The organism is Paraburkholderia solisilvae, assembly GCF_902859875.1.
In the GTDB taxonomy this organism is placed as follows: Bacteria; Pseudomonadota; Gammaproteobacteria; order Burkholderiales; family Burkholderiaceae; genus Paraburkholderia; species Paraburkholderia solisilvae.
This window is the reverse complement of the sequence record NZ_CADIKF010000035.1, coordinates 35,634-61,526: the sequence shown is the minus strand read 5'-3', so window position 1 is coordinate 61,526 and position 25,893 is coordinate 35,634. Positions and strand designations below refer to the sequence as shown.

The following is a 25,893-nucleotide window of genomic DNA, read 5'->3' as shown; positions in this document are numbered from 1 at the left end:
GCGGCCGGCCGGCTTGCGCAGCTCACGGGGGCGGCGCTGCGCAAGCGGCCCGCGGCCGGCGATCAGGCACGCGGAACGACGTGCAGGTCAGCCAGTATCGCACCATGCGGCGCCGCTGCGGCAGGCGCGCCGCTGCCCATCTGCTCCAGCGCAAAATCGACGAACGCGCGCGTGCGCGCGTTCAGGTGCCGGCGGCGCGGGTAGACCAGCGAGATTTGCCGGTGCGCATCGTCGATCGTGCAGTCAGGCAGCACGCGCGTGAGCGCGCCCGCGTCGAGGTCGCCGGCGACGAGCGGCGCGGGCAGCACCGCGACGCCCATGCCCGCCAGCACCGCGAGGCGCACGAGCGCCGCGCTGTTGACCGTATAGACCGGTTCGACGGTCACCGCCTGCGCGCTGCCGTCCGGCTGCACGAAGCGCCACGTCGTGCCGCGCCGCTCGGATAGCAGCGCGACGCACGCATGCTTTGCGAGTTCATCGGGGCGATGCGGTGTGCCGCGTTCAGCGAGATACGCGCTGGCCGCGCACGCGAACAGCGTTTGCGTCGCAAGCGGCGTCTCGGTCAGGTCGAGCTCCGGGTTCGCGGTCGCGAATGCGGTGACGATGCCGACGTCGTAGCCGCTGTCGGGCAGCCGCGCCAGCTGTTCGGCCAGCGCGAGACGCACGCCGATCTTCGGATGGCGGCGGCGAAAGCCGTCGACGAGCGGTGCGAGCGTCTGCGGCGCGAGCGCGCCGGCCGCGACGATGCGCAACAGGCCGCCCGGTTCGCGCTCGGTGCACGCGACCGCGCTGTCCAGATGATCGAGCTCCTCGAGCAGGCCGCGACACCCTTCGAGATAGTGCGCGCCCGCTTCGGTCAGCGAAAGATTGCGCGTGGTTCGATTGATGAGGCGCGCATGCAGATGCGCTTCGAGGGTCGCGATCGAGCGGGTGACGAGTGCATTCGATACGTTCAGTTGCTGCGCGGCGCGCCGGAAGCTTTGTGTCTCGGCTACTCTGACGAAGACCCGCATCGCGTAGATTTGGTTCATGACGGCGCCCTCCGGATACGGCACGGATGCGATACAGGCGGCATGCCGGACATCGTCACGCGATGCCGGCGCGGACGCAAACGAATGCGAGACGGCCTCAGCTATGACGCTATCGCGACTGCGCTTCAAAAATAATATTGACAGCCTTGCCTGATTACAATATTTATAAAAACGGCACGACCATTTCAAGCTGGTAAAAAGTCCACAAGGCAACGTATTGCGCGCGCGGAATGCGCGCCGTTCGAATCGGAATTGGCGCGGCGGTATTCGCGATTGACGCCGCTAATCGATTCCGCATAAATTCGATGGACAGAAAAAGGCCGCCCGCCTGATTCGCGGTTCCGACGTGTTGTTCGACAACCCTGCGAGGAAGCGATGTCTGTCACCCTGCCTGATAGCGGCTGAACGCCGTTTCCCTCATGTGCCGCCCGATGCGCGTGCTGCCCGCCGCGCGCATCCGACGCTTGCGGCCATCTTGCGTGCGCTACGCCAAACCGATTGAATTCATGAAAAATCGGCGGAATTCTCACGCCCGTTCTTTAAAGGCAAGCCATCTGACTATTATTAATTTCAAAGAGTTTTGTAGGAAATTTGTTAAAACGCCCATTGATTCACGGAAGCTGAAATGATCGCCGAATTGCTGAAATCTCAGCCGGAAATTGCATTATTTGTCAGCCTCGCGCTGGGCTACTTCATCGGCTCGTTTCGTCTCGGGCCGATTCAGCTGGGCGGCGTGTGCGGCACGCTGATCGTCGCGCTGGTGCTCGGCCAGACCGGCGCGCGCATCTCGCCCGATCTGAAGAACATCGCGTTCGCGCTGTTCATCTTTGCGCTCGGCTTCACCGGCGGTCCGCAGTTCTTTGCGAACATCGGGCGCGGCTGGCGCTATGGGCTGCTGTCGGTGGTCGAGATCGTGTCGGTGCTGGTGCTCGTGATGCTCGCGGTGTCGCTGATGCATCTCGATGCGGGCACCGCGGCGGGGCTCCTCGCCGGCGCGGCGACCGAGTCGGCGGTGATCGGCACCGCGTCCGAAGCGATCACGCGGCTCGGCCTCAACGATGCCGAAACGCTGCGGCTGCAGGCGAACATCGTGACGGCTTACAGCGTCAGCTATCTGTTTGGTCTTATCACGATCGTGCTGTTCTGCAGTCAGGTCGCGCCGCTGCTGCTGCGCATCAATCTGCGCGCGGAGGCCGAGCGCGTGTGGCGCGAGCTGGGCGGCGGCGACGCGCTCGACGAAGGTCAACGGCTTGCGGCGCCCGCGCTCGTGGGCCGTGCGTTTCGCGTCGGGCCGGCGGCCGGCGCGACGATCAGCGCATTCGAACAGCAGTACGGCAACAACCTGACGTTCGAGCAGATCGAGCGCGGCGGCGTGCTGATGGCCGCCGATCCGCACGCGACGCTCGAAGCAGGGGATCTCGCGCTCGTCGTCGGACGGCGCGCGGCGCTCGTCGCCGCAGCGCCGCATATCGGCGAGGAGGTGGCGGGCGGCGGCTTCGACGTCGTGATGGGCGAGCGCGTCGACGTCGTGCTGACGCGCCGCGATCTGCACGGCCTCACGATCGCGCAGGTGCGCGAGCAGGCGTCGCGCACCGAGGGACGCGGCGTCTATATCGCCGCCGTCAACCGGCTCGATGCGCGCATTCCCGCACTGCCGGGCACGATGCTCAACCGCGGCGACGTGCTGACCATCGTCGGCTCGAAAGACGACGTCGCGCGCGGCGTGAAGCGCCTCGGCTACGAACTCGTGCCGACGCAGAAAACCGACTTCGTCTATCTCGGTCTCGGCGTGCTGATCGGCATGGCGCTCGGGCATCTGTCCGGCACGATCGGCGGTGTGTCGCTCGCGCTCGGCACGGGCGGCGGCTGTTTGCTGTCGGGGCTGCTGTTCGGCTGGGTGCGTTCGCGTCATCCGCTGGTCGGCTCGCTGCCGTCCGCGGCCGCGCAGATTCTGAAGGACTTCGGGCTCGCCACGTTTATCGCCGCGGTCGGGCTGTCGGCCGGGCCGGACGCGATCAAGCTGGTGCGCGAGTACGGTCTCGCACTGCCGATCGTCGGCATTCTGATGGTGCTTGTGCCGGGTCTGCTGTCGTTGTGGATCGGCCGCGCGCTGCTCAAGCTCGATACGCCGATGCTGCTCGGCGCGATTGCCGGCCAGCAATGCAGCACGCCGGCGATCAGCGCGCTGGTCGGCGTGACCGGCAACTCGACGCCGGTAATCGGCTACACAATCACCTATGCGCTGTCGAACATCCTGTTGCCGTTGATGGGGCCGGTGGTCGTGGGTCTCGTGGGTAAGTTCGGATAACCAACCAAAATTGACATCTTGAATATTGCGGACAGTGAGCGGCGTACGTAGAGTGTCGTGATCCTGACGATCGGTCAAGCATGCATCGAATGGGCTTGCCGATGCCCCGCGTTTAACTGAGCACAGCACAGAGAGATCTCGATGGACTGGCTGCACCACATCTTCCAGAAGTCCCCTGAAATCGCGCTATTTTTGTCGCTGGCCGTCGGCTATTTCATCGGTCAGATCAACTTCGGCAAGTTCCAGCTGGGCGGCGTCGGCGGCTCGCTGCTGGCCGCGGTCGTGATCAGCCAGCTGGGTGTGACGATCGACAACGGCGTCAAGGCCGTGATGTTCGCGGTCTTTATCTATGCGGTGGGCTATGACTCCGGGCCGGGCTTTTTCAATTCGCTGAACCGCAAGACGCTGCGCGAGATTGCGATGGCCGTGTTTCTCGCGGTGAGCGCACTCGTCACGGTGCTCATTTGCGCGAAGCTGTTCCATCTGAACAAGGGGCTGGCCGCGGGGCTCGCGGGCGGCGCGCTCACGCAGTCGGCGATCATCGGCACCGCGGGCGATGCGATCGCGCGTCTGGGCTTGTCCGCTGACGAAACGAAGACGCTGCAATCGGATGTCGCGATCGCGTATGCGGTGACTTATGTGTTTGGTTCGCTCGGCGCGATCCTCGTATGCGTGAATCTGCTGCCGAAGTTCATGGGACGCGGCCTGCGCGAAGCGGCGCTCGATGCCGAAGCGGACCTCGCCGGCGGCACGCCCACGCGCGGGGCGGGTGAACTCGCCGCGCTGCCGGCGCTGGTCGGCCGCGCGTTTCGTGTCGAGCAGGCGGCGGGGCGCACGGTTGCGGCGCTCGAAATCAGCCAGAAGGACATGGTGACGATCGAGCGCATTCACCGCGGCGGCATAGCGGTCGAACCGGCGGCCGACGTCGTACTCGCGAAAGGCGACGTGGTGCTGGCGGTCGGGCGCCGTGAGGGCATGGTCGGCATCGCGCCGCTGATCGGCCCGGAGGTCGCGGATACGAGCGACGTTGTGCTGGTCATGCAGACGCGCGAGGCGGTCTTCACGCGCAAGGGGATGAACCACACGACGATCGCGCATGTGCGCGCAACCGTCGATCGCGAAATGCGGCACGGCGTGTTTCTCGAAGCGGTGTCGCGGGTCGGCCAGCCGGTGCCGGTGCTGCCGCAGACCCAACTCGAGCACGGCGACGTGCTGACGTTCTACGGCACCGCGAAAGATACGAAGCGCGCAGTTCAGGCCGCCGGTTACGAGCTGCCGTATTCGATCAAGACCGACTTCATCTATATGGGCGTCGGCCTCGTGCTGGGGCTGCTGATCGGTCTCGTCGTCGTGAACGTCGGCGGTGTGCCGCTCACGCTCGGCTCGGGCGGCGGCTGCCTGCTCGCGGGGCTGCTGTTCGGCTGGATGCGCGGCAAGCATCCGATGTACGGCGTGATGCCGTCCGCCGCGTCGCAATTGCTGAAAGATTTCGGGCTTGCGGCATTCGTCGCGGTGGTCGGACTCAACTCCGGTTTGCAGGCGGTCGTCACGATCAAGCAGAGCGGGATGACCATTTTTCTTGCCGGCGTCATCGTCACCCTCGTGCCGTTGCTGCTGACCATGCTGTTCGGCCGCTACGTGCTGCGCTACAACAACGCGGCGATTCTGGCCGGCGCGCTGTCGGGTTCGCGCAGTGCGAATCCGGCCTTCGGCGGCGTGCTCGACAAGGCGGAAAGCGCGGTGCCGACCGTGCCGTTCGCGATTACCTATGCGATCGCCAATGTGTTGCTGACGCTGCTCGGCCCGCTTGTCGTGGGCCTGGCTTGAGGGTTTGCTTCAGGGGCCGCTTGATGGGCTGCTTTACAGCCTGCTTCACGGCCTGCTTTACAGCCTGCTTTACAGCTTGCTTCAAGGTTCGCTTCAAGGCCTGCTTCAAGGTCCGTTCCAAGGCCTGTTTTCAAGGCTCGTTTTAAGTCCGGTTCAACGCAAGCGAGGTCACGCGCATCGCACCGGTTGTCATGCGCCAGCCGGTTCCCGCGGTACGGAGATCGCCGCCATGCATCGGCGCGCGCGACGAGACGGCGCATGGGGGCCACCTGGCGGCGCCCCCCTACATTTCTCTCATTCACTGGAGGACGCATCATGACAAAGGGCAAATCGTCAAGCAGCGCGGCAGACGGCGCGAGCAGCAGCGAACAGGCGAAGCTCGCCGCACTGAGCCCGTTCGAGTTCAAGGACGAACTGATCAAGGCGGCGGGCGGCGGCGCGGTCGAACGTCCTGCGAATAGCGCGATGCTCAATGCGGGCCGCGGCAACCCGAACTTTCTCGCGACCATTCCGCGCCATGGCTTCTGGCAACTGGGTCTCTTTGCGATGCGCGAAGCGGAGCGCTCGTTCGCGCATATGCCGGAGGGCGTCGGCGGCTTTCCGAAACGCGACGGCCTGACCGAGCGCTTCGAACTGTTTCTGCGCGAGAACCGGGGTGTGCCCGGCATCGACTTTCTGCGCGGCGCGGTGTCGTACGTGCGCGATCAGCTGGGGCTGTCGGCCGGCGACTTCCTCTACGAGATGTGCGAGGGCATTCTCGCGTCGAACTACCCGGTGCCGGACCGGATGCTCAAGCTCTCGGAGATTATCGTCGGGCAATACTTGCGGCGCGAGATGATCGGCAAGCACCCGTTCGTCGGCGAGTTCGATGTCTTCGCGGTCGAAGGCGGCACCGCGGCGATGACCTACATCTTCAATACGATGCGCGAGAACCGGTTGATCCGGGCCGGCGACACGATCGCGCTCGGCATGCCGATCTTCACGCCGTACATCGAGATTCCGCGTCTGAACGACTATCAGCTGAACGTGATCAATCTGAACGCGGCTGTCGAAAATAACTGGCAGTACTCGAAGGCCGAACTCGACAAGCTGCGCGATCCGAAGGTGAAGGCGTTTTTCCTCGTCAATCCGAGCAACCCGCCGTCGGTGAGAATCAGCGACGAGAGCCTCGAGCAGATCGCCGATATCGTGAAGGAGCGGCCGGATCTGATCCTGCTCACCGACGATGTGTACGGCACGTTCGCCGACAATTTCGTGTCGCTCTTCGCGCTCGCGCCGAAGAACACCATTCTGGTGTATTCGTATTCGAAGTACTTCGGTGCGACCGGCTGGCGTCTCGGCGCGATCGCGACGCATCGCGACAACGTGCTCGACCGGCTGATCGCCGAGCTGCCGAAGGACGTGAAAAAGGAACTGCACGGCCGCTACGAGTCGATCACGACCGAGCCGGACAAGCTCAAGTTTATCGACCGGCTGGTGGCCGACAGCCGCACCGTCGCGCTGAATCACACCGCGGGCCTGTCGACGCCGCAGCAGGTGCAGATGGTGCTGTTTTCGCTGTTCTCGCTGATGGATACGCCCGATGCCTACAAGTGCGCGCTCAAGCGCCTGATTCGCAGCCGCAAGCGCGCGCTGTATGAAGAGATCGGCATCTCGTTCGACGACGACGATCCGAATCAGGTCGACTACTACACGATCCTCGATATGGAGTTTCTGGGCGAACGCGCGCACGGGCGCGAGTTTGTCGAGTGGATCAAGAAGAACACGCAGCCGTCCGAACTGCTGTTCCGTCTCGCGCGCGAAGCCCGCGTCGTGCTGCTGCCGGGGCGCGGCTTCGGCACGCCGCACCCGTCCGGGCGGGTGTCGCTTGCGAACCTGAACGAGTCGGACTACCGGCTGATCGGCCGCGCGGTGCGCAAGCTGATCGAGGAGTATGTCGAGCGTTTCAATGCGGCGACCGGCAAGCACCTCGACAAGAGCAAGGTGAAGTGATCGCGGTTCTTGCCATGGTCACGTTGAAAACGCGTGATTGCGAAGTCCGTGCGCTGTCAAAAAACTTGCACATTCGCGCGGATCGGTGAATGATCGGACCACGCGGTAAAAAGCGACCCGCCGGCGACCTGCCGGCGGGTCTGTTTTTACCGCCTGCATTGGGCGCCTGCATGAGCCGCCTCGCGTTTTGCTTCGCGTTTGCCTTGCGTGTTGTCTCGCGTTTGCTTCGCGCATGCCTCGCGTTTGTTTTGTTCGCCGACCATCATCCGTTTGCCAACCGACCATGTCCACTACACCGTTCACCGTTCCCTGTCCCGAGGTCGAATCACTCGATGCGATCCTGCCCGAAGAACCGCTGCTGATGATGGGCGCCGGCCCCGTGCCGATTCCCGCCGCGGTCGCGAAGGCGAACGCGATTGTGATCAACCACCTCGGCGGCACGATGGCGAAGGTGGTCGGGCAAGTGAAGACGATGGCCCGCTACGTGTTCCAGACGAATTCGAAATGGGTGCTCGGCGTGGCCGGGCCGGGTTCGGCCGCGATGGAAATGGCAATCTCGAATCTCGCGTGGTCCGGCACGCGCATGCTCAGCATCAAGAATGGTTTTTTCAGCGAGCGGATGGCCGAGATGGGCCGCCGCGTCGGCGCGCAGGTGTCGCTGCTCGAGGTGTCGGACCGCGCGGTCGCGAGCCTCGAGGAAGTCGCCGCGGCGATTCGCCGCGAGCGTCCTGAAGTCGTCACGATCGTGCAGGGCGAAACGTCGAACACCGTGTGGAATCATCATCTGCAGCAGATTGCCGCGCTTGCGAAAGAGGCGGGTGCGCTGGTTATCGTCGATGCGGTGTGCACGTTGAGCACGATGCCGCTCGAGATGGATGCATGGGGCATCGACGCGGTGATCACCGGCGGGCAGAAGGGCTTGTCGTCGATCCCGGGCGTGTCGCTGGTCGCGTTTTCCGATGCCGCGTGGGAGCGCGTGAAGTCGCGCAAGCACCCGAATGCGCACTGGTGCCTCGATGCATCGCTCGCCGAAAACTTCTGGCACAACGCCGGGTATCACTACACCGCGCCGGTGTCCGGCGTGCTCGCGCTGCATGAGGCGCTGCGGCTTGTCTGCGCGGAAACACTGGAGAAGCGCTTCGCGCGCCATCTGAAATGCTCGCACGCGCTGCAGGAAGCGATTACCGCGATGGGCTTGCAACTCTATACGCCGCATGAATGCCGGCTCAATTCGGTGATCGGCATCGAGGCGCCGGGCGCGTTGAGCCCCGCTGATATTTGCGGCCATATCTCGCGCCATCACCAGGTGGAGATCTCCGGATCGTTCGGTCTGCCGATCGTGCGGATCGGTCAGATGGGTGAGCAGTGCCGCGCGCACAACCTGTTCCGCACCGTGCACGCGTTCGGGCGGACGATGGTCGATCTGGGTGTCGGCGTGGATTTGCCGGCGGGTGTCGCGGCGCTGGAGAAGTCGTTGTCGAGCGGCGCGAAAGCGGACGCGCGCACGCATTGAGTCTGTATCGACGCGCTATTCGAAGCGCGTCGATTGCGTGAGATTCGGTGGTGTGGGATGCGGCGCCGTGCGATGCCGTGTCGTGCGGCGCTGCGCCGTGTGATGCTGAGCCGCGTAATGCGGTGTCGCGCAATGCGGCAAGACCGCGTTTGCCGGGTGCGCGGCCCGATGACGGCCGGCGCGCGTCGTCCGCCCGATGCGGCGGCCGCGCTACCTCGTCAAACCACCGCCGACGGTCCGCTCACGCGCGCCTGCCGCTGGTAAAGAACGGTGGTCAGCGCAATCGCCGCCGCGGCCGAGATGGCCGCGAACAGATACACCGAGCCATATCCGAACTCGCCGGCAATATACCCGGCGAGCGGTCCGGTAATGCCAAGCGACAAATCCAGAAACACCGAATACGCGGACAACGCCGCGCCGCGGCTCGCCGGCGGCACGAGTCCGACGGCTTCGACGCCGAGCGCCGGGAACACCAGCGCGAAGCCGAAGCCGGTCAGCGCGGCGCCCGCCAGCGCGACGTGCGGCACCGGCGCGAGCCACAGCAGCAGCAGACCGACGCATTCGAGTGAAAACGATGCGATCGCGACGCGAAACCCGCCGTACGTCTTGATCGTATTCGCGAACAGCAGACGCGCGCCGATAAACATCGTGCCGAACAGCGTCAGCGACAGCGCCGCGTTCGGCCAATGCCGCGCCGCATAGAACAACGTAATGAAGGTGGCGATCGAGCCGAAGCCCGCGGAACCGAGCGCGAGCCCGAGGCCGTGCGGCAGCACCCGCGCGAACACGCTGCGGTACGACATCCGCTCGCCGTGCACGAGCGGCACGGTGGGCACGAGGCGCGCGAGCGCGAAGCCCGTCGCCGCCAGCGCGATGACCGCGACGCCGAGTGCCGCGAAGCCGATGTCGCGTGCAATCACTACACCGAACGGCGCGCCGATGGCGAGCGCGCCGTACGTGGCGATACCGTTCCAGGAGATCACGCGCGCGTTGTTCGCGGTGCCCACGCGGCCGATGCCCCACAAGATCGCGCCCGTGCCGCACAGGCTTTCGCCGAAGCCGAGCACGAGCCGGCTCATCACCAGCAGCGTGAGGCTCAGCGCGGGCCAGTGCCCGGTGAGCGCGGCGAGCAGCAGGCCGATGCCGCTTGCGCCGCACGCGATCAGCCCGTTCGACACCGTCTTCTTCGGTCCGAGCGTATCGGCCGAACGGCCGGCGAGCGCGCGCGACGCAAGCGTGGCGAGGTACTGCACGCTGATCGCGAGGCCCGCGACTACCGCGCTGAAACCGAGATCGTTGTGCACGTAGCCCGGCAGCACCGCAAGCGGAATGCCGATGGTCAGGTAGCAGACGAACGTGAAGAAAACGACCGGAATGATCTGCAACGTGGTCGCAAATTCATTGCGCGGCGAGCGCGGCGCGCCCGATGAGGGGGAATCGGCGGGAGAATCGGCGGACATGGGGAAAACGAGAATTGAAACCGGCGAAAGACCGTGATTTTCCCACGGAAGCCGTACTTCTGCAGCACGTGCTTAAAAAATACCCGGTATCAGCGTGTCAGATCAGGCGTCGGCGACGCGGCGTCACCACCCGGCGTCGCACGCATTTGGCCGAAGCGGCGTATTCAAAGGCGAAGCGGGTTGAAACAGACCGTGCGATATAAGCGCCGACGGGCCGTTTATCTATCTCAATATCTTTCTGGCCATATGTGCTGCATGCCGATCGCGCTATGGGTTCGCGCGTTGGCCGGTGATAGCGTTCAAACCATTCCCCCGCCGCCTTATCCGCGCCGCCTGCGCGGGTGCAGAACAAATCGTTACGAGACACGAGTCATGAGCCAGCCGATCCGCTTCTATCACCGCCATGCGATCCGCGAAATCAGCGACGCGCCGGTTACCCGCACCGTCCTGCAATACCTGCGCGAAGACGCGCGCTGCACCGGCACCAAGGAAGGCTGCGCGGAAGGCGACTGCGGCGCATGCACGGTCGTGATCGGCGAGCGCGACGAACTGGGCGGCGTCAGCTTCAAGGCGGTCAACGCGTGCATCCAGTTTCTGCCGACGCTCGACGGCCGCGCGCTGTTTACCGTCGAGGACCTGCGCCAGCCGGACGGCTCGCTGCATCCGGTGCAGCAGGCGCTGGTCGAATGCCACGGCTCGCAATGCGGGTTCTGCACGCCGGGCTTCGTGATGTCGATGTGGGCGCTGTACAAGAAGCACGGCCATGAATACGGCGAGCAGTGCGGCGGCGCGAATCGCACGGTGCCGACGCGCGACGAGGTGAGCAACGCGCTGACCGGCAATCTGTGCCGCTGCACCGGCTACCGGCCGATCGTCGACGCAGCGCAGCGCATGTTCCAGCTGCCCGCGCCGGCCGCGCCCGTCGATACCGCGGCGCTGTCGCGCGCGCTGCTGTCGCTCGAGCGCGACGCGACCTTCGCATACGACCACGCCGGCCAGCATTTCGCCGCGCCGCGCACCGTCGACGCGCTCGCGCGGATCAAGCAGGACAGGCCGGCCACGCGCATTCTCGCGGGCAGCACCGACATCGGCTTGTGGGTCACGAAGCAGATGCGTGAGCTGGGCGACGTCGTCTATGTCGGGCAGATTGCCGAGCTGCGGAACATCGAGACGGCTGACGGCTGGTTGCGCATCGGCGCGGGCGTCACCGTGGAAGCCGCGTATGCGGCGCTCGCGAAGCACTACCCGGAGCTCACCGAGATGTGGCAGCGCTTCGCGTCGCTGCCGATCCGCAATGCGGGCACGCTCGGCGGCAATGTCGCGAACGGCTCGCCGATCGGCGACTCGATGCCGGGCCTGATCGCGCTGGGCGCGCGCGTCGTGGTGCGCGGCGGTGATACCGAGCGCGAGCTGCCGCTCGAAGACCTGTACCTCGCGTACCAGAAGAAGGATATGGCGGAGCATGAGTTCGTCGCCGCGCTGAAGGTGCCGACCCGCGCCGGCGCGCGAAAGGACCTGCGCTTTCGCACCTACAAGATTTCGAAGCGCTTCGATTCCGATATCTCGGCGGTGTGCGCGGCATTCTCGTTTGTCGCGGATGGCGATGTGATCCGCGAGCCGCGCATCGCATTCGGCGGGATGGCGGCGACGCCGAAGCGCGCGACGCACGCGGAAAGCGTGCTCAAGGACGCGGACTGGCACGAAGCGACCGCGCAGGCGGCGATGCTCGCGCTCGCGAAAGACTATGCACCGCTCTCCGATATGCGCGCGACGGATGCATACCGGCTCGAGGCGGCGAAGAACACGATGTATCGCTTCTGGCTCGAAACGCGGCCACACGATCCGTTGCCGAAGGCGGCGCTCGATGTGCGCGCGGTCGAGGCGGCAGCGGCTTTTGAATGACCGGCGGTGGAAAGCCGCCGCGCGGAAGCGCGGCACAGAAGCGCGGCACGGAAGCACTGCATGGAAGCGCCGCGCAGAACCGCCAAACAGAACCACGTCGCGGCATCCCACGCAGACGAACTGAATACGAACGCTCGAGCGCACGTCGCGCGCGCCGAGTCAGCAACGGAGATGTATCCGCATGAACCAGCAAGCCGAACCGTTCCTGAAAGACGCGCAGGAACTCGCCGACCTAGCCGATTTCACCCAGGTGCATGTGTCGCGCCCGCACGAGTCCGCGCATCTGCACGTGGCCGGCCGCGCGACCTATACCGACGATATCCCGGTGGTCGCCGGTACGCTTCACGCGGCGCTGGGCCTGTCGCAGAAGCCGCACGCGAAAATCGTGTCGATGTCGTTCGACAAGGTGCGCGCGACGCCGGGCGTCGTCGCGGTATTCACCGCCGGGGACATTCCCGGCCACAACGACTGCGCGCCGATCGTCAAAGGCGACGACCCGGTGCTGGCCGATGGCGTCGTCCAGTATGTCGGCCAGCCGATGTTTATCGTCGTCGCGACCTCGCATGACACCGCGCGGCGCGCGGCACGTCGCGCGGAGATCGTCTACGAGGAACTGCCCGCGGTGCTGACCGCGCAGCAGGCGCGCGCGGCAAACCAGAGCGTGATCCCGCCGCTGAAGCTCGCGCGCGGCGAAGCCGGCACGAAGATCGCGCGCGCCGCGCATCGCGAGGCCGGCGAGATGTTGCTCGGCGGCCAGGAGCAGTTCTATCTGGAAGGGCAGATCGCGTACGCGGTGCCGAAGGACGACGACGGCATGCATGTCTGGTGCTCGACGCAGCATCCGACCGAGATGCAGCATCTGGTCGCGCATGTGCTGAACGTCGCGTCGCACAACGTGCTGGTCGAATGCCGGCGCATGGGCGGCGGCTTCGGCGGCAAGGAATCGCAATCGGGGCTGTTCGCGTGCTGCGCGGCGCTGGCCGCATGGAAGCTGCTGTGCCCGGTAAAGCTGCGCCCGGACCGCGACGACGACATGATGATCACCGGCAAGCGGCACGATTTCCACTACGCGTATGAAGTCGGCTACGACGACGACGGTACGATCGAAGGCGTGTCGGTCGACATGACGTCGCGCTGCGGTTTTTCCGCCGATCTGTCGGGCCCGGTGATGACGCGCGCAGTGTGCCACTTCGATAACGCGTACTGGCTGCCGGACGTCTCGATCGCGGGCTTCTGCGGCAAGACCAACACGCAGTCGAACACCGCGTTTCGCGGCTTCGGCGGACCGCAGGGCGCGTTCGCGATCGAATATATCGTCGACAATGTCGCGCGCTCGCTCGGACTCGATCCGCTCGACGTGCGGCGCCGCAATCTGTACGGCAAGACGGAGCGCAACCAGACGCCGTACGGCCAGATTGTCGAAGACAACGTGTTGCACGAGCTGATCGGCGAGCTCGAAGCGAGCAGCGATTACCGCGCGCGCCGTGCGGCGATTCGTGAATTCAACGCGCACAACGGCGTGCTGAAAAAAGGCATCGCGCTGACACCGGTGAAGTTCGGCATCGCGTTCAATGTCACGCACTTCAACCAGGCCGGCGCGCTCGTGCATATCTACACCGACGGCTCGGTGCTCGTGAATCACGGCGGCACGGAGATGGGGCAGGGGCTCAATACGAAGGTCGCGCAGGTCGTCGCGCATGAGCTCGGTATCCGCTTTGGCCGGGTGCGCGTGACGGCGACCGATACGAGCAAGGTCGCGAATACGTCGGCGACGGCCGCATCGACCGGTTCGGATCTGAACGGCAAGGCCGCGCAGGATGCCGCGCGCCAGTTGCGCGAGCGGCTCGCCGCGTTTGCGGCCGGGCGCTACGGCGCCGCTCAGGTGGAGGCCGCCGCGGTGCGCTTTGCGAACGACAGCGTGAGGGTCGCCGATGTGGTGGTGCCGTTCGACGAAGTGATCGCGAACGCGTATCTCGCGCGCGTGCAGTTGTGGTCAGACGGTTTCTACGCGACGCCGAAGCTCTATTGGGATCAGGCGAAGCTGCAAGGCCGCCCGTTCTTTTACTACTCGTATGGCGCAGCCGTCTCCGAGGTGGTGATCGACACGCTGACCGGAGAGATGCGCGTATTGCGCGCGGATGCGTTGCACGATGTCGGCGCATCGCTGAATCCGGCGCTCGACATCGGCCAGGTCGAAGGCGCGTTTATCCAGGGCATGGGCTGGCTCACCACCGAAGAGCTGTGGTGGAACCAGACGGGCAAGCTGATGACGCATGCGCCGTCCACCTACAAGATTCCGACCGTCAACGATATGCCGCCGGACTTCCGCGTGAACCTGTTCAAAAACCGCAATGCGGAGGACAGCATTCACCGCTCGAAGGCGGTTGGCGAGCCGCCGCTGTTGTTGCCGCTCTCGGTGTTTTTCGCGATCCGCGATGCGGTGGCGAGCGTCGCGGACTACACAGTGAATCCGCCGCTGAACGCGCCGGCGACCAGCGAAGCGATTCTCAGCGCGGTCGGCGCGGTGCGCGCGATGCGCACTCAACGCGCGGCAGACGCGCCACGGAGCCGCTCATGATGAACTCGTGTTTCTCGATGCCGGCGTCGCAGACCGGTCGGAACAGCAGTGGCTTGCGCGGCCATCGCACGAATGTGCGGACGATGCCGATGCATATCGTGCTGTTCGGCGCGGGCCACGTCGGACACGCGCTCATCGCGTTGCTCGGCAGCCTGCCGTGCGTCGTGCACTGGGTGGACGAGCGCGACGAGCTGTTCCCGGACGAGGTGCCGGCGAACGTGCAGATCGAAGCGACCGACACACCGGATGCGCTCGTCGACAGCGCGCCGGCGGGTGCGTACTTTCTCGTGATGACGCACAACCACGCGCTCGACTTCGCACTGACGACGCGCATCATGCGGCGGCGCGATTTCACCTACTTCGGGATGATCGGCTCGAAGACAAAGCGCGTGAAATTCGAGCGCCGGCTGATCGAGCGCGGCGTCGACCCGGCGCGGCTCGCCGCGATGACCTGCCCGATCGGTATCGACGGCATCGTCGACAAGGCGCCGCATGCGATTGCGCTGGCGGTATGCGCGGAGCTGCTGCAAGTGCGTGGCGCGCAGCATGCTGCGTGCTATGGCGCGTCGCGGTTGGTTGATCATGCGGTTGTGTAACGCGGCTGTGTAACGACTGCGTAACGCGGCTGTTTGACACGGCTGTATAACGGCTGTGCGATGCGCCTGCATATAGCACTCGCATATAGCACCCGCATAAAGCGCCTGCATGAAGCGGCTACACATCGCGGCCGTGTAACGCGGTCGCCTCGCAAGCCAGGCAATGTTCTACCCCGCGCTCAAATTCTCGCCCGCGCCCGCGCTTCATCCGCATCGGCCGGCGCGGCCGCCCCGGCGTCCTGCCGCGCGCGCCGCGGCCTCGGCGCAATCAGCCCCGCCGATACCTGCGCCATCACGCCGCGCAGCCAGCCGAGGTCGCTTGGACGGTCGGTCCGCGGATGCCACATCTGATAGCAGCGGATACGCGGAAACGGAATCGGCACCTCGACGACCGCGAGCGGCAGGAGTGCCGCGTAATGCATCGCGAAACGCCGCGTCGTCGTGAAGATCAGGTCCGAGTGCAGCAGCACATGCGGCACCAGCCCGAAGTACGGCAGCATCGCGACGACCCGGCGCTGCGCGCCCGCACGCGCGAAGCCCGCATCGATTGCGCCGCCGCGCCCACCGCTGTACGGCGTCGGCGCAAGGTGCGGCGCCGCCAGATACGCGTCGCGTGTGAGCGGCGTCTGCGCGAGCGGATGGTCCGCGCGCATCATGCAGACGACCGTGTCCGAAAAAAGGTCGCTGCGCTCGAAGCGTTCGTCCGGCTTCGGCCAGTTGCCGATCACCAGATCGAGCTCGCCGGTATCGAGCGCCGTCGCATGATCGAGCAGCGGGCCGAGCGACTCGATCTCGAGCCGCGCGTGCGGCGCCGCGTCGCGGAATTGCGCGATCACGGTCGGCATAAAGAAATCGTTCAGATAGTCGGGCGCCGCGATGCGGAAGATCCGGCGCGAGCGCGCCGGATCGAAGTCGCCATGCGGCGTCGCGACGAAATCGACGTCGCGCAACACCTGCTGCACGGTGGCGAGCAGCGACTCGCCATACTCGGTCGGCACCATCCCCGACTTGCCGCGCACGAGAATCGGATCGTTCAGCGTTTCGCGCAGCTTGCGCAGCGCGGTGCTGATCGCAGGCTGCGTCTGGTTCAGACGCAGCGCCGTCTGCGTGACGCTGCGCTCGACGAGCAGCGTGCGCAGCACGCGCACGAGCCAGATATCGAGGGAAGCGGCGGGATCGTCCACGATGGGTGTGTCGTCGGTGTCGTCGGTGTCGTCGGTCAGGTTGGGCGAAGCGGCGAAAACCGCACGGCGCGGTGCGCGGCGAAGCAGGGTGCGGCATGTCGGTGCGCTTGCCTAACCTTAGGCCATACCGGGCGCGCCGGGCATAGCGGGCCCGGTATGGCGGGCATTACATGCCGCCCGGGCGGGAGCCGGATGCCGCTCGCGCGCTGCGGGCACGCCTGCGGGGCGATATGCGCACCGCGCGGAAGCGGCCTGTTGCGGCGCCCGCGTGCGGTCACACCGTCTTCGACTTCGGGAACGCCGACGGCAGCGACGTGATCCGCTTCACCTCTTTCGACTCCAGCCAGTTCGGCGTGCGCGCGCAATACAGCACCATCGGCAATGCGTCTTCGCCCCAGAACAGCTGTTTGTTCAGCCAGAACGTCGGCACACCGAATACGCCGAGCGCGATCGCGTCGGCGGTGTTGCGCTGCAGTTGCGCTTTCGCTTCTTCACGTTCGACGAGTTCCGGTCCGTCCGCGATGCCGAGGCGCTCGCACAGCAGCGCGAAGTTCTCGGGTGTCGACGGGTCGCGGCCTTCGCGCCAGATAAAGCGGAAGATTTCGCGCACCGTATTGACGTCCGCGTGGAGCGCCGCCGCGAGGCGCATCGGCTTGATCGAATCGAACGGATGCAGCGGCGGCATCTTGAACGGAATGCCGAGTTGCTCCGCGCGAAAGAGCGCATAGCGATAGGTGAAAATGCGCTTGGCCGGAACGTCGTATGCGAGGCGCTGCCGCCAGTGGCCGTACAGCTCGTTCAGCAGGACGGGCGTCATCACGAACGGCAGGCCCGGCCATTTGTCATGCTGTTCGAGCAGCAGGTACGAAAACGGCGAGACAAAGTCGTAAAACCACAGTGGCTGCGTGGCGTCGATGCCATCGGTCATGATGTCTCCCGGGATTTCCAGTGTGGCAAGGCGCCGCTGCCGAACGTGCAGTCGGGCGTTTCTGACGGGCGCCGTGCCGGTTGCCCTCGATCTTACGCAAAGCCGGACCGGTGCGCAGCACCGGACGTGCCGCAGCGGGACATCGGCGGTTCAATGCGTGGCAAATGTGCTGAAGCTGCGCGGACCTTTGCGGCGCCGCCGCCGTGATGCCAAAGGCGCTGCTCGGGACGGCGCAGCGTGCTGTCGCTACGCGGGGTCGTTGCGCCCGGTGCCGGCGGTCGACGCTTCGGCGGTCGCGGGGCTGGCGGTAGCCGGCCGCGGGGTTTCAGCCGGATCAGCAGTTTCAGCCGCGCCGGCGATTTTCTCCCCTCCGGCGGCCGTCGCACCGGTGCTGGTGGCGGCCGGCTGCGCGGTTTCGCCCGAATCGACCGCTTCGGCCGCTTCGCCCGCTTCGCCCGCTTCGCCCGCGCTGGCGGTGTTCTCCGATCGAGCGGCCTGCGCGCCGCCCGCCACCTCCCCGTCACCTGCGCCACCGGCAGGCGCAGCCGCCGGCCCACCGCGCCCATCCGCCTGCGCGTCGCCGTGTGGGTCGCCATGCGCGTCCCGCGGATGCATCAGCCGCTCGCGCACGAAACCGATATGCTCGCGCAGCACATAAAACTGGTCCGCATAGGCGAGCGGCATCTTGAGCCCGTTGACCGCTTCCTCGATCGCATCGAGCCGCTCGATCAGCGCCTCGCGCTCGGCCTGCGACGTTTCGGACAGCGCGCCGCGCTCGATCGAGATCAGCGCGCCGTACCAGCGGTAGATGCGCGAGCGCACGCGCCACGCGTACAGCGACGGCACGAGCCGCAAGCCTGGAATCAGCACGACGATGATCGGCACCAGCACGACCAGCAGCCGGTCCGCGAGGCTCGCGATCCAGAACGGCAGCGCGCGGTACAGGAAGCTCTTGCCCGACTTGTAATAGCGCGCTGCGTCGTCGCTGATCGGGAAGTCGTGCGCGAGCGGCGCCGGGAAGTCGCCCGCGCGCTGCAGCACGCTCGCCTTGCCGTGCACTTCGCGCGCGGCCTCGATCAGCAGGTCGGAGAGCGCCGGGTGCAGCGACGTGCGCGCGACCAGTTCGGCGGTCGGCGCGACCATCTGCAACGTCTGCGCCGGTATGTTCTTGCCGAGATCGAGCGCGCCCATCGGCAACGCGATGCGCGTCAGGTACGGAAAGCGCCCCTCGTACGCCTGTGCCTGCGTGAAGTCGTAGAACTGGATATTCGGCGTGCGGAACAGCTTCACCATCACCGGCGGCTGCGCGGAATCGCCGGTCAGAAACGCCGCATCGATCTTGCCGTCGACGAGCGCTTTCGCCGCCTCGTCGCCGGACAGCGGCAACAGCTTCGTCGGGCCGCCCGGCGTGATGCCGTTTGCCGCGAGCAGCGCCAGCGCGAGTTCGCGCGTGCCGCTGCCTTCGGCGCCGATCGCGATGCGCTGACCCTTGAATTGCGACAGATAATCGACCGTCATGCCGTGGTAGAAAATCGCAACCGGCACATACGCGACGCTGCCGAGCGACATCAGGCCGTCGGTCTTGCCTTGCGCGATGCCGTCCTGCACGAATGCGACATCGACGTTGAATTTCGGGTCCGTGAGGCGCCGCAGATTGTCGGCCGAACCTTCCGATTCCAGCACATTGAGCGTTACGCGGTTGCGCGCGAGGATTTCCTTGTAGCGCTGCGCGGCATTCCAGAACGTGCTGCCGTGCGGGCCCGCGCTGAGCGTCAGCGTGGCGGGCGGCGCGGGCTGGATCAGCCGCACCGCGGCCCAGATCGCGACCGCGCTGATCAGCAGGATCGGGCCGAACGTGACCGCGAGATCCCGCCACGAGATCGCGACGAAGCGCGCAACGAGGCGAGGGCGCTTCGCGCCGGGCTGGAGGTCGGCCTGGGCATCGGCCCTGGAATCGGCCTTGGTGCCGGCCTTGCTGTCGGCCCGCGCGTCGGCCTGGGCATCGGCGTGCAGGGCGGCGCCGCGCCCGGCCTCGGGATGGGCGTCGGGGTTGCCCTTGGCTGCAGGCTTCGGATCGCTGTCGGGGCCGGTGGAGTCTGTCATTGGAGTGCGTGACGGCTGGGTCGGCGTGCTGTCGAAACGGAGTACTGATGGCGGTGGTATGGCGGCGGCAGGGTGCCCGTACTCGCGCCGATGGTACATGAGAATGCGCGTGCGGCAGCCGGCGCGCGGGCCATAAACCCGTAACAAATCGTGAGTACGAAGTGCGTGCGCATGCAAGCGGTTTTTCGTCGGCCGCGCAACATTTGAGCGGAACATCCGCGTACCGGCGTTAAAAGCTTTGCGAATTTTGTCAGCCTGAATTAAATTGGCGGCGCTGCCGCGCAACAGCGCACGCGCAAGCACGATCCGGTCACAAGAACCGGGCGTCTGCGCAGCCGCGCGGCGCCGGGCCGGCCGGCTACTGTCATGCAGTCGCGTTTCATGCGCGGTGCAAGCAATCGGATCAATCGCGGCCGTTCCCGTTTTCCCGCCTCTCGTCTCTCGCCTTGCAGCGTGCGCCCGTCAATCGGCCGACGCCGTGCCGGCGCGCGTCTTCCCGTCCTTGCTGGCTGGGCGGTTGCGCGCTGCCGCACACACGCGTCGGCTCGTTTGAACGAAGTCGTAACGAAGCCGCGATGCGGTCAGGCCCGACCGGGTCCAATCCGAAGTGAAAAAGGAGAAAACATGAAATCGGCAGTTTTGAAGGCGCTGGGTGGCGTGGTGGCAGTGATGGTCGCGTGCAATGTGTACGCGCAGGCAAGCGATGCGGCTGCGGACGCCCAAACGGCTCCGGCAGCCAGCGCGAAGGCTGACAAGAAGGCGAACCGCCAGTTGGGTCACAAAGTGCGTGCTGCACTCGCGAAGGCGAAGGGTCTCGACGTGTCGAGCATCAATGTGCGCGCGAAGGGCGGCGCTGTGACGCTGACCGGCTCGGTGCCCGACCAGGGCCAGATCGACCTCGCCGGCACGACGGCGAAGGGCGTGGCCGGCGTGGCGTCGGTGTCGAACAAGCTGAACGTGCAGCAGCAGTAACTGCCGCGCGATGACGCGCAACATGTGATGGGCATGTTGCGCGGGACCAGGCGGGGCCGCCGGATGGCCACGCGGGGTTCGATTAAGCCGCTATGATGAACGGGCTTCGGATTGCCTCCGAAGCCCGTTCTGTTTTATGCGCGGCGGTTGGCTGGCGATGATGCGGTGTGCGATGCAGTGTTCGGCGTGGGACCCGGTCAGGTGCTGAAGCGCGAACGCCCGTCGGTTCGCCGTACGACGCCCGATAGGGGCTCGAGCGCCAGGCCGGAGTTGCGCGGCGCGGGGCGCGTGCGCCGAAGTGCCGAAGCGCCGAAGCGCCGAAGCGCCGAAGTGCCAAAGCGCCGAAGTGCCAAAGCGCCGAAGTGCCAAAGCGCCGAAGTGCCGAAGTGCCGAAGTGCCGAAGTGCCAAAGTGCCAAAGTGCCAAAGTGCCAAAGTGCCAAAGCGCCAAAGCGCCAGCTCGCGAGGGAGACAACCATGCCGTCCATCCCGTCCTTGCGTTTTACCCTCGCCGCATGCTGCGCGAGCATGCTCGCATCCGGCTGCGGGCACGGCGGCGACAGCAGCCCGCCGGTCAACACGATGCCGAATTTCATCGTGTCGAACAGCATGACCACCGTCGCCTATGACGGCAATACCGACGATCTGCTCACCGCCGGCCTCGGCAAGACCGGCCTCGCCGGCAATGCGCCGGGCTTCGCGAACCCGGCCGCGCCGAGCGCTGCCGAGCTGCGGCGCCTCGCGATCTGGTCGAACTACCGCGCCCTCGTCGACATCACCGCGAACGGCGGGTACGGCCGCTTCTGGGGGCCGAATATCGACCTGAACGGCAACGACACGCTCGGCGAAGGCAAGATTCCCGGCACCGAATACCTCGCGTACGCGGACGACGGCAGCGGCCGCCAGAACGTGACGCTGCTCGTGCAGGTGCCAGCGAGTTTCGATCCGGCGAATCCATGTATCGTCACCGCGACCTCGTCGGGTTCGCGCGGCGTGTATGGCGCGATTTCCGCAGCCGGCGAATGGGGTTTGAAGCGCGGCTGCGCGGTCGCCTATACCGACAAGGGCGGCGGCAACGGCGCGCATGAACTGATCACCAACCTGGTCACGCTGATCGACGGCCGGCTCGCGAATGCAGGCGCCGCCGGCGTGAAGAGCCTCTTCAGCGCGAACCTGGCGCCGTCGACGCTCGCGAGCTTCAATCAGGCGTTTCAGAACCGCTATGCGTACAAGCACGCGCACTCGCAGCAGAACCCGGAACAGGACTGGGGCAAGGACACGCTCGAAGCGATCCAGTTCGCGTACTGGGCGCTCAACCAGCAGTTCGCCCCGCTCGTCGACAGCTCGCGTCACGGCGTGCGGTATCAGCCGGGCGGCATCACGACGATCGCGGCGTCGGTCAGCAACGGCGGCGGTGCATCGCTTGCGGCCGCGGAACAGGACACGCAAGGCTGGATCACCGCGGTGGTGGTCGGCGAGCCGCAGATCAACCTGAACATGGCGCCGAATGCGCAGGTGCTCGAAGGCGGTGTGCGCATTGCGTCCGCGGGCGCGCCGCTTGCCGACTACATGACCTACGCGAACCTGCTGCAACCGTGTGCGGCGGCAGCGTCCGCGGCGGCCGGCGCGCCGTATCTGTCCTCGCTGCCGTCCACCACCACCCAGTCAATTCGCGTGGCGCGCTGCGCCGCGCTCGCCGGTAACAACCTCGTGAGCGGCGGCGATCTCGCGACGCAATCGACCGATGCGTTGAACCGTCTGCACGCGGCCGGTTACGAAACGGATTCCGATCTGCTGCAGGCGCCGATGTGGGACTCGCAGGCGGTGCCGGCGGTGGCCGTCACCTACGCGAACGCGTACACGAAGTCGAATGTCGCCGACAACCTGTGCGGTTTCAGCTTCGGCACGACGAACGCGCAAGGCGCCGCGGGCGTGACGCCGGCGCTCTCGCCGATGCCGACCGTCTTCGGTCTCGGCAACGGCGTGCCGCCGACCAACGGCATCAACCTCGTGTTCAACATCACGCCGTCGGGCGTCGATCACCGGCTCGCGACCGCCGATGCGAGCTTCACCGGCGCGCTCTGCCTGCGCGCGCTGTGGGCGAACGGCGACGTGCGGATGCAGACGAACGTCAATGCGATCCGCGTGAACGCAAATCTGCACGGCAAGCCGGCGATCATCGTGCAGGGCCGCAGCGATGCGCTGGTGCCGGTCAATCACGCGTCGCGCGCGTACCTCGCGATGAACAGCCTCGCCGAAGGGCCGAAGAGCCAGCTGTCTTTCTACGAAGTGACGAACGCGCAGCATTTCGATGCGTTCCTCAGCACCGCGGGCTTCGATAACCGCTTCGTGCCGCTGCATTACTACAACCTGCAGGCGCTGAACCTGATGTGGAGTCATCTGAAAAGCGGCGCGGCGCTGCCGCCGTCACAGGTGATCCGCACGCTGCCGCGCGGCGGTACGCCGGGCGCCGGGCCGGCGCTGAGCACGTCGAACCTGCCGCCGATCGCAGGCAGTCCGGCGTCGAATGCGATCAAGGTGGGCGCGGGCATCGTCAGCGTGCCGCGCTAGATGCCGATCGCGGACGTCGATCCGAAGCGTTGATTCCGGGCGTTGATTCGAAGCATTGATCCGAAGCGCAGATTCGAAGCGTTGACTGCAGGCGCCGATTTCAGGCGTCGATCCCAGGCGTCGATCCCAGGCATCGATCCCAGGCGTCGATTCATTGCGCATCGATTCACGCGCTCGCACGCGATGCTTCGTGCGCTGCCGCGCATTGCGCACGGCAGGGCCGCTTCGGATATATAGGTGGCTCGTGCGCCATGACACATAATTTACCTACGTGGTGTCGTAGTGTGAGGTATCGGAATCGGAGTCGAGCACGATGGACACGATACTCTTGAGATACACCGACTTGCCGATCGGCGAACGGGCAGCTTTCGAACTGGTGTGCGCGCGGCATGGCTTCGCGCCCGCGCATTTCGATGTGACCGCAACGATCGATTCGCACGACAACGCGCAGGCGAGGCTCGTGACAGTACGCCGCGGCGGCTGGGCGCAGTCGTATCACGAGGACAGCGCCGGCCGGTGGGTTCGCGAATTCGAAACGGATCTGAACTGCCGCTTCTTCAAGTAGAAGTCAGCGTTCGTTCGATGGCGGGCTGCGGCACACTGTGCGGCGTGTTTCGCGCGTGGGCATGCCGCAGTGTCGTCGTGGCTAACGGCTAACAACAGCTGACGGCCTTCGTCGCGTTGCGTGCAGTGATCGCGGCGTTCATACCGTATCGCACCACACGGTTCGCGTCGCGCATTGTCATGCGTTCGCGGCGTCCAGGCTTATGGCGTTCGTTCGTCGTCTGGCGTACAACGGTTGCGGCTTCATGCCGCATAGCCCGGCGAATTGACGACGCTTGACGGCCGGCAGGCAACATCCCGACGTTCATCCCGCAGCGCGCGGCGATTTCACGGCCTTTGTCGCCCGGTGGATGGCGTCGCGCCGCTCATCCCGCACGCCGCGCGCCACAACCACACCCTCACGTCCCGTTCAGGCCATCACCAGTCTCACGCCGACGACGGTCAGCGTCGCGGCGAGCACATGGCGCAACACCTTCTCCGGTGCTTTCGCCGACAGCAGACTGCCCGCGACGATGCCGGGCAGCGATCCCACCAGCAGCGACAGCAGCAGCGACCAGTCGATCGACCCGAGCAGCCAGTGGCCCGCGCCCGCGAGCAACGTGAGCGGCACCGCATGCGCGATATCGGAACCGACGATGCGCGAAACCGGCAGCGCCGGGTACAACAGCAGCAGCACCGTCACACCGATCGCACCCGCACCGACCGAGGTCAGCGTGACGAGCGCGCCGAGCACGGCGCCGGTCAGGATCGTGAGCGCGAGCGTGTTGCCGTGCGCGGGCGCCGGCCGGTTGCGCGCGGCGAACGCCGCCAGTTGCGGCCGGAATACCAGCGCAATCGCGGTGATCAGCAGTGCCGCGCCGAGCACGAACTGAATCAGCGCACTGCCGCGCGGCGAATCCATGCCGTAGCGATGCAGCAGGATCAGCGTGATCGTCGCGGCCGGCACGCTGCCCGCCGCCAGACGCAGCGTGACGAGCCAGTCGACCGAACCCTTCACGCCATGCACCAGCGTGCCGGTCGCTTTCGTCACCGACGCATACAGCAGATCGGTGCCGACCGCGGTGGCCGGGTGAATGCCGAACAGCAGCACGAGAATCGGCGTCATCAGCGAGCCGCCGCCGACGCCGGTCAAACCGACCAGGAAACCGACGAACAGACCTGAGAAGGAATACAGCGGTTCAATATGAGGAAAAGACATCGGGGAAGGACGTTGGGTCGGACGGCGGACCGCCCTTAAGATTGGCTGATTGCACCGGATCAGCCATTTTTTTGTGGAAATTGACGGGTGGGTGCACCGAAAAGCCCTGCTTGCCGCAAAAGCGGCGATCTTGCGTTATGGATTGTGTGACCTGAAGCTTACAATATATTTCCCCTCATCTTGTTGCATGCTTACGCGACCTGCCGCTGCCTGCCGCATGGCCACGCGAAGTTTCCGGTCCCGCTCACCATAATGAACTACGGCGTCGTCTACGCGTTTCTGGCCTTCACGATCTGGGGGCTCTTCCCGGTTTACTTCAAATCGCTGCATCAGATCGCGCCGCTCGAGATTCTCGCGCACCGCATGATCTGGTCGATGCTGTTCCTGTTTATCGTGCTCACCGCGCGCCTGCAGTGGCGCTGGCTCGGGCCGGTGCTGCGCGACCGGCGTCTGCTCGCGCGCTTTGCGGCGAGCGCGGCGCTATTGTCCGCGAATTGGGGAATTTATATCTGGGCGGTCAACGCGGGCCATATTGTCGAAGCGAGCCTCGGCTACTTCGTCACGCCGCTGATCAGCGTGCTGTTCGGCCTCGCATTCCTCGGCGAGCGGCTGCGCCCGGTGCAATGGCTCGCGGTGGCGATCGCCGCGGCCGGCGTGCTGTGGCTCACCTGGCAAAACGGCCGGCCGCCGTGGGTCAGCATCGCGCTGGCGCTGACCTTCGGCGGCTACGGACTGCTGCGCAAGACCGCGACGCTCGGTGCACTCGAAGGACTCACGCTCGAAACGATCCTGCTGCTGCCGCTCGCCGCGCTGTATCTGGCCGCGCTGTCGTGGCACGGCGACAGCGGTTTTAGCGCCGCGCCGCCCGCAACCCGGGTGCTGCTCGCGCTGGCCGGGCCGATTACCGCGGTTCCGTTGCTGCTGTTCGCAGCCGGCGCGCGCCGCATTCCGCTGTCGATGCTCGGCCTGCTGCAATATGTGACGCCTTCATTGCAATTGCTGATCGGCGTGCTGATTTACCGGGAGCCGTTCAGCGGCGTGCAGCTGGTCGGCTATGGCGCGATCTGGGCCGCGCTTGCCGTGTATTCGCTCGAAGGCCTCGCGCGCGTGCGGCTCGTGCGTCAATAGCACAAAGCCGGTGCATTTCATGATTAAACTGGCGGTCCCG

General features: G+C 65.8%; 18 protein-coding genes. 11 read left to right on the top strand and 7 right to left on the bottom strand.

Annotation, left to right across the window (positions count from 1 at the left end):
* Positions 1 to 62 precede the first annotated feature (62 nt).
* On the bottom strand, positions 63 to 1,031 hold the full coding sequence (locus HV675_RS20885) for a LysR family transcriptional regulator (protein ID WP_175112996.1): 969 nt from the start codon (positions 1,029 to 1,031) through the stop codon (positions 63 to 65).
* Between the two features lie 625 nt (positions 1,032 to 1,656).
* Between HV675_RS20885 and aspT (HV675_RS20880) the strand changes: the two genes are divergently transcribed.
* The 4 genes from aspT (HV675_RS20880) (at position 1,657) to HV675_RS20865 (ending at position 8,671) form a co-directional block, all read left to right on the top strand.
* Positions 1,657 to 3,339: an aspartate-alanine antiporter gene (gene aspT, locus HV675_RS20880; protein WP_175112995.1), complete on the top strand. Its 1,683-nt coding sequence runs from the start codon at positions 1,657 to 1,659 to the stop codon at positions 3,337 to 3,339.
* A 141-nt stretch (positions 3,340 to 3,480) separates the two neighbouring features.
* Positions 3,481 to 5,166 carry an aspartate-alanine antiporter gene (gene aspT, locus HV675_RS20875; protein ID WP_175112994.1) on the top strand — a complete coding sequence of 562 codons (1,686 nt, stop codon included), beginning with the start codon at positions 3,481 to 3,483 and terminating at the stop codon, positions 5,164 to 5,166.
* Positions 5,167 to 5,481: 315 nt separating this feature from the next.
* Positions 5,482 to 7,158: a bifunctional aspartate transaminase/aspartate 4-decarboxylase gene (locus tag HV675_RS20870; RefSeq protein WP_175112993.1), complete on the top strand. Its 1,677-nt coding sequence runs from the start codon at positions 5,482 to 5,484 to the stop codon at positions 7,156 to 7,158.
* Between the two features lie 283 nt (positions 7,159 to 7,441).
* The gene (locus HV675_RS20865; RefSeq protein WP_175112992.1) at positions 7,442 to 8,671 is read left to right on the top strand and encodes a pyridoxal-phosphate-dependent aminotransferase family protein; all 1,230 of its coding nucleotides are present in this window, start codon (positions 7,442 to 7,444) and stop codon (positions 8,669 to 8,671) included.
* 218 nt (positions 8,672 to 8,889) lie between these two features.
* Here HV675_RS20865 and HV675_RS20860 read toward each other — a convergent pair whose 3' ends face one another.
* Positions 8,890 to 10,131 (bottom strand): MFS transporter, encoded by a 1,242-nt coding sequence (locus HV675_RS20860; RefSeq protein ID WP_175112991.1) that lies wholly within the window; start codon positions 10,129 to 10,131, stop codon positions 8,890 to 8,892.
* 372 nt (positions 10,132 to 10,503) lie between these two features.
* On the opposite strand from HV675_RS20860, the gene xdhA reads away from it, so the two are divergent.
* The 3 genes from xdhA (at position 10,504) to xdhC (ending at position 15,207) form a co-directional block, all read left to right on the top strand.
* Positions 10,504 to 12,033 carry a xanthine dehydrogenase small subunit gene (gene xdhA, locus HV675_RS20855; protein ID WP_175112990.1) on the top strand — a complete coding sequence of 510 codons (1,530 nt, stop codon included), beginning with the start codon at positions 10,504 to 10,506 and terminating at the stop codon, positions 12,031 to 12,033.
* Positions 12,034 to 12,214: 181 nt separating this feature from the next.
* Positions 12,215 to 14,611 carry a xanthine dehydrogenase molybdopterin binding subunit gene (gene xdhB, locus HV675_RS20850; RefSeq protein ID WP_175112989.1) on the top strand — a complete coding sequence of 799 codons (2,397 nt, stop codon included), beginning with the start codon at positions 12,215 to 12,217 and terminating at the stop codon, positions 14,609 to 14,611.
* A gap of 17 nt (positions 14,612 to 14,628) precedes the next feature.
* A complete protein-coding gene (gene xdhC / locus HV675_RS20845) occupies positions 14,629 to 15,207 on the top strand; it encodes a xanthine dehydrogenase accessory protein XdhC (protein WP_377700566.1) in 579 nt (192 codons plus the stop codon).
* Between the two features lie 179 nt (positions 15,208 to 15,386).
* Here the strand turns inward: xdhC and HV675_RS20840 are convergent, their stop codons facing one another.
* From HV675_RS20840 to HV675_RS20830, 3 genes are all read right to left on the bottom strand, one after another.
* Entirely contained in the window at positions 15,387 to 16,391 is a 1,005-nt protein-coding gene (locus tag HV675_RS20840) for a LysR substrate-binding domain-containing protein (protein WP_175112988.1), read from the bottom strand.
* 274 nt (positions 16,392 to 16,665) lie between these two features.
* Entirely contained in the window at positions 16,666 to 17,319 is a 654-nt protein-coding gene (locus HV675_RS20835) for a 2-hydroxychromene-2-carboxylate isomerase (protein ID WP_175112987.1), read from the bottom strand.
* Between the two features lie 246 nt (positions 17,320 to 17,565).
* A complete protein-coding gene (locus HV675_RS20830; RefSeq protein ID WP_246270428.1) occupies positions 17,566 to 19,422 on the bottom strand; it encodes a TAXI family TRAP transporter solute-binding subunit in 1,857 nt (618 codons plus the stop codon).
* 624 nt (positions 19,423 to 20,046) lie between these two features.
* On the opposite strand from HV675_RS20830, the gene HV675_RS20825 reads away from it, so the two are divergent.
* Positions 20,047 to 20,394, top strand: a complete 348-nt coding sequence (locus HV675_RS20825; RefSeq protein WP_175112986.1) for a BON domain-containing protein — start codon at positions 20,047 to 20,049, stop codon at positions 20,392 to 20,394.
* Between the two features lie 90 nt (positions 20,395 to 20,484).
* On the opposite strand, the gene HV675_RS32555 is transcribed toward HV675_RS20825, so the two are convergent.
* Entirely contained in the window at positions 20,485 to 21,003 is a 519-nt protein-coding gene (locus HV675_RS32555; protein ID WP_246270445.1) for a hypothetical protein, read from the bottom strand.
* Between HV675_RS32555 and HV675_RS20820 the strand changes: the two genes are divergently transcribed.
* Positions 20,921 to 22,963: a D-(-)-3-hydroxybutyrate oligomer hydrolase gene (locus HV675_RS20820; RefSeq protein ID WP_246270438.1), complete on the top strand. Its 2,043-nt coding sequence runs from the start codon at positions 20,921 to 20,923 to the stop codon at positions 22,961 to 22,963. The genes HV675_RS32555 and HV675_RS20820 overlap by 83 nt on opposite strands.
* Before the next feature lie 313 nt (positions 22,964 to 23,276).
* Positions 23,277 to 23,528 (top strand): hypothetical protein, encoded by a 252-nt coding sequence (locus tag HV675_RS20815; protein WP_175112984.1) that lies wholly within the window; start codon positions 23,277 to 23,279, stop codon positions 23,526 to 23,528.
* A gap of 408 nt (positions 23,529 to 23,936) precedes the next feature.
* On the opposite strand, the gene HV675_RS20810 is transcribed toward HV675_RS20815, so the two are convergent.
* The gene (locus HV675_RS20810) at positions 23,937 to 24,725 is read right to left on the bottom strand and encodes a sulfite exporter TauE/SafE family protein (RefSeq protein WP_175112983.1); all 789 of its coding nucleotides are present in this window, start codon (positions 24,723 to 24,725) and stop codon (positions 23,937 to 23,939) included.
* Positions 24,726 to 24,977: 252 nt separating this feature from the next.
* Here HV675_RS20810 and rarD point away from each other — a divergent pair, with 252 nt between their 5' ends.
* A complete protein-coding gene (rarD, locus tag HV675_RS20805; RefSeq protein ID WP_175112982.1) occupies positions 24,978 to 25,853 on the top strand; it encodes an EamA family transporter RarD in 876 nt (291 codons plus the stop codon).
* The last annotated feature ends 40 nt before the right edge of the window (positions 25,854 to 25,893 follow it).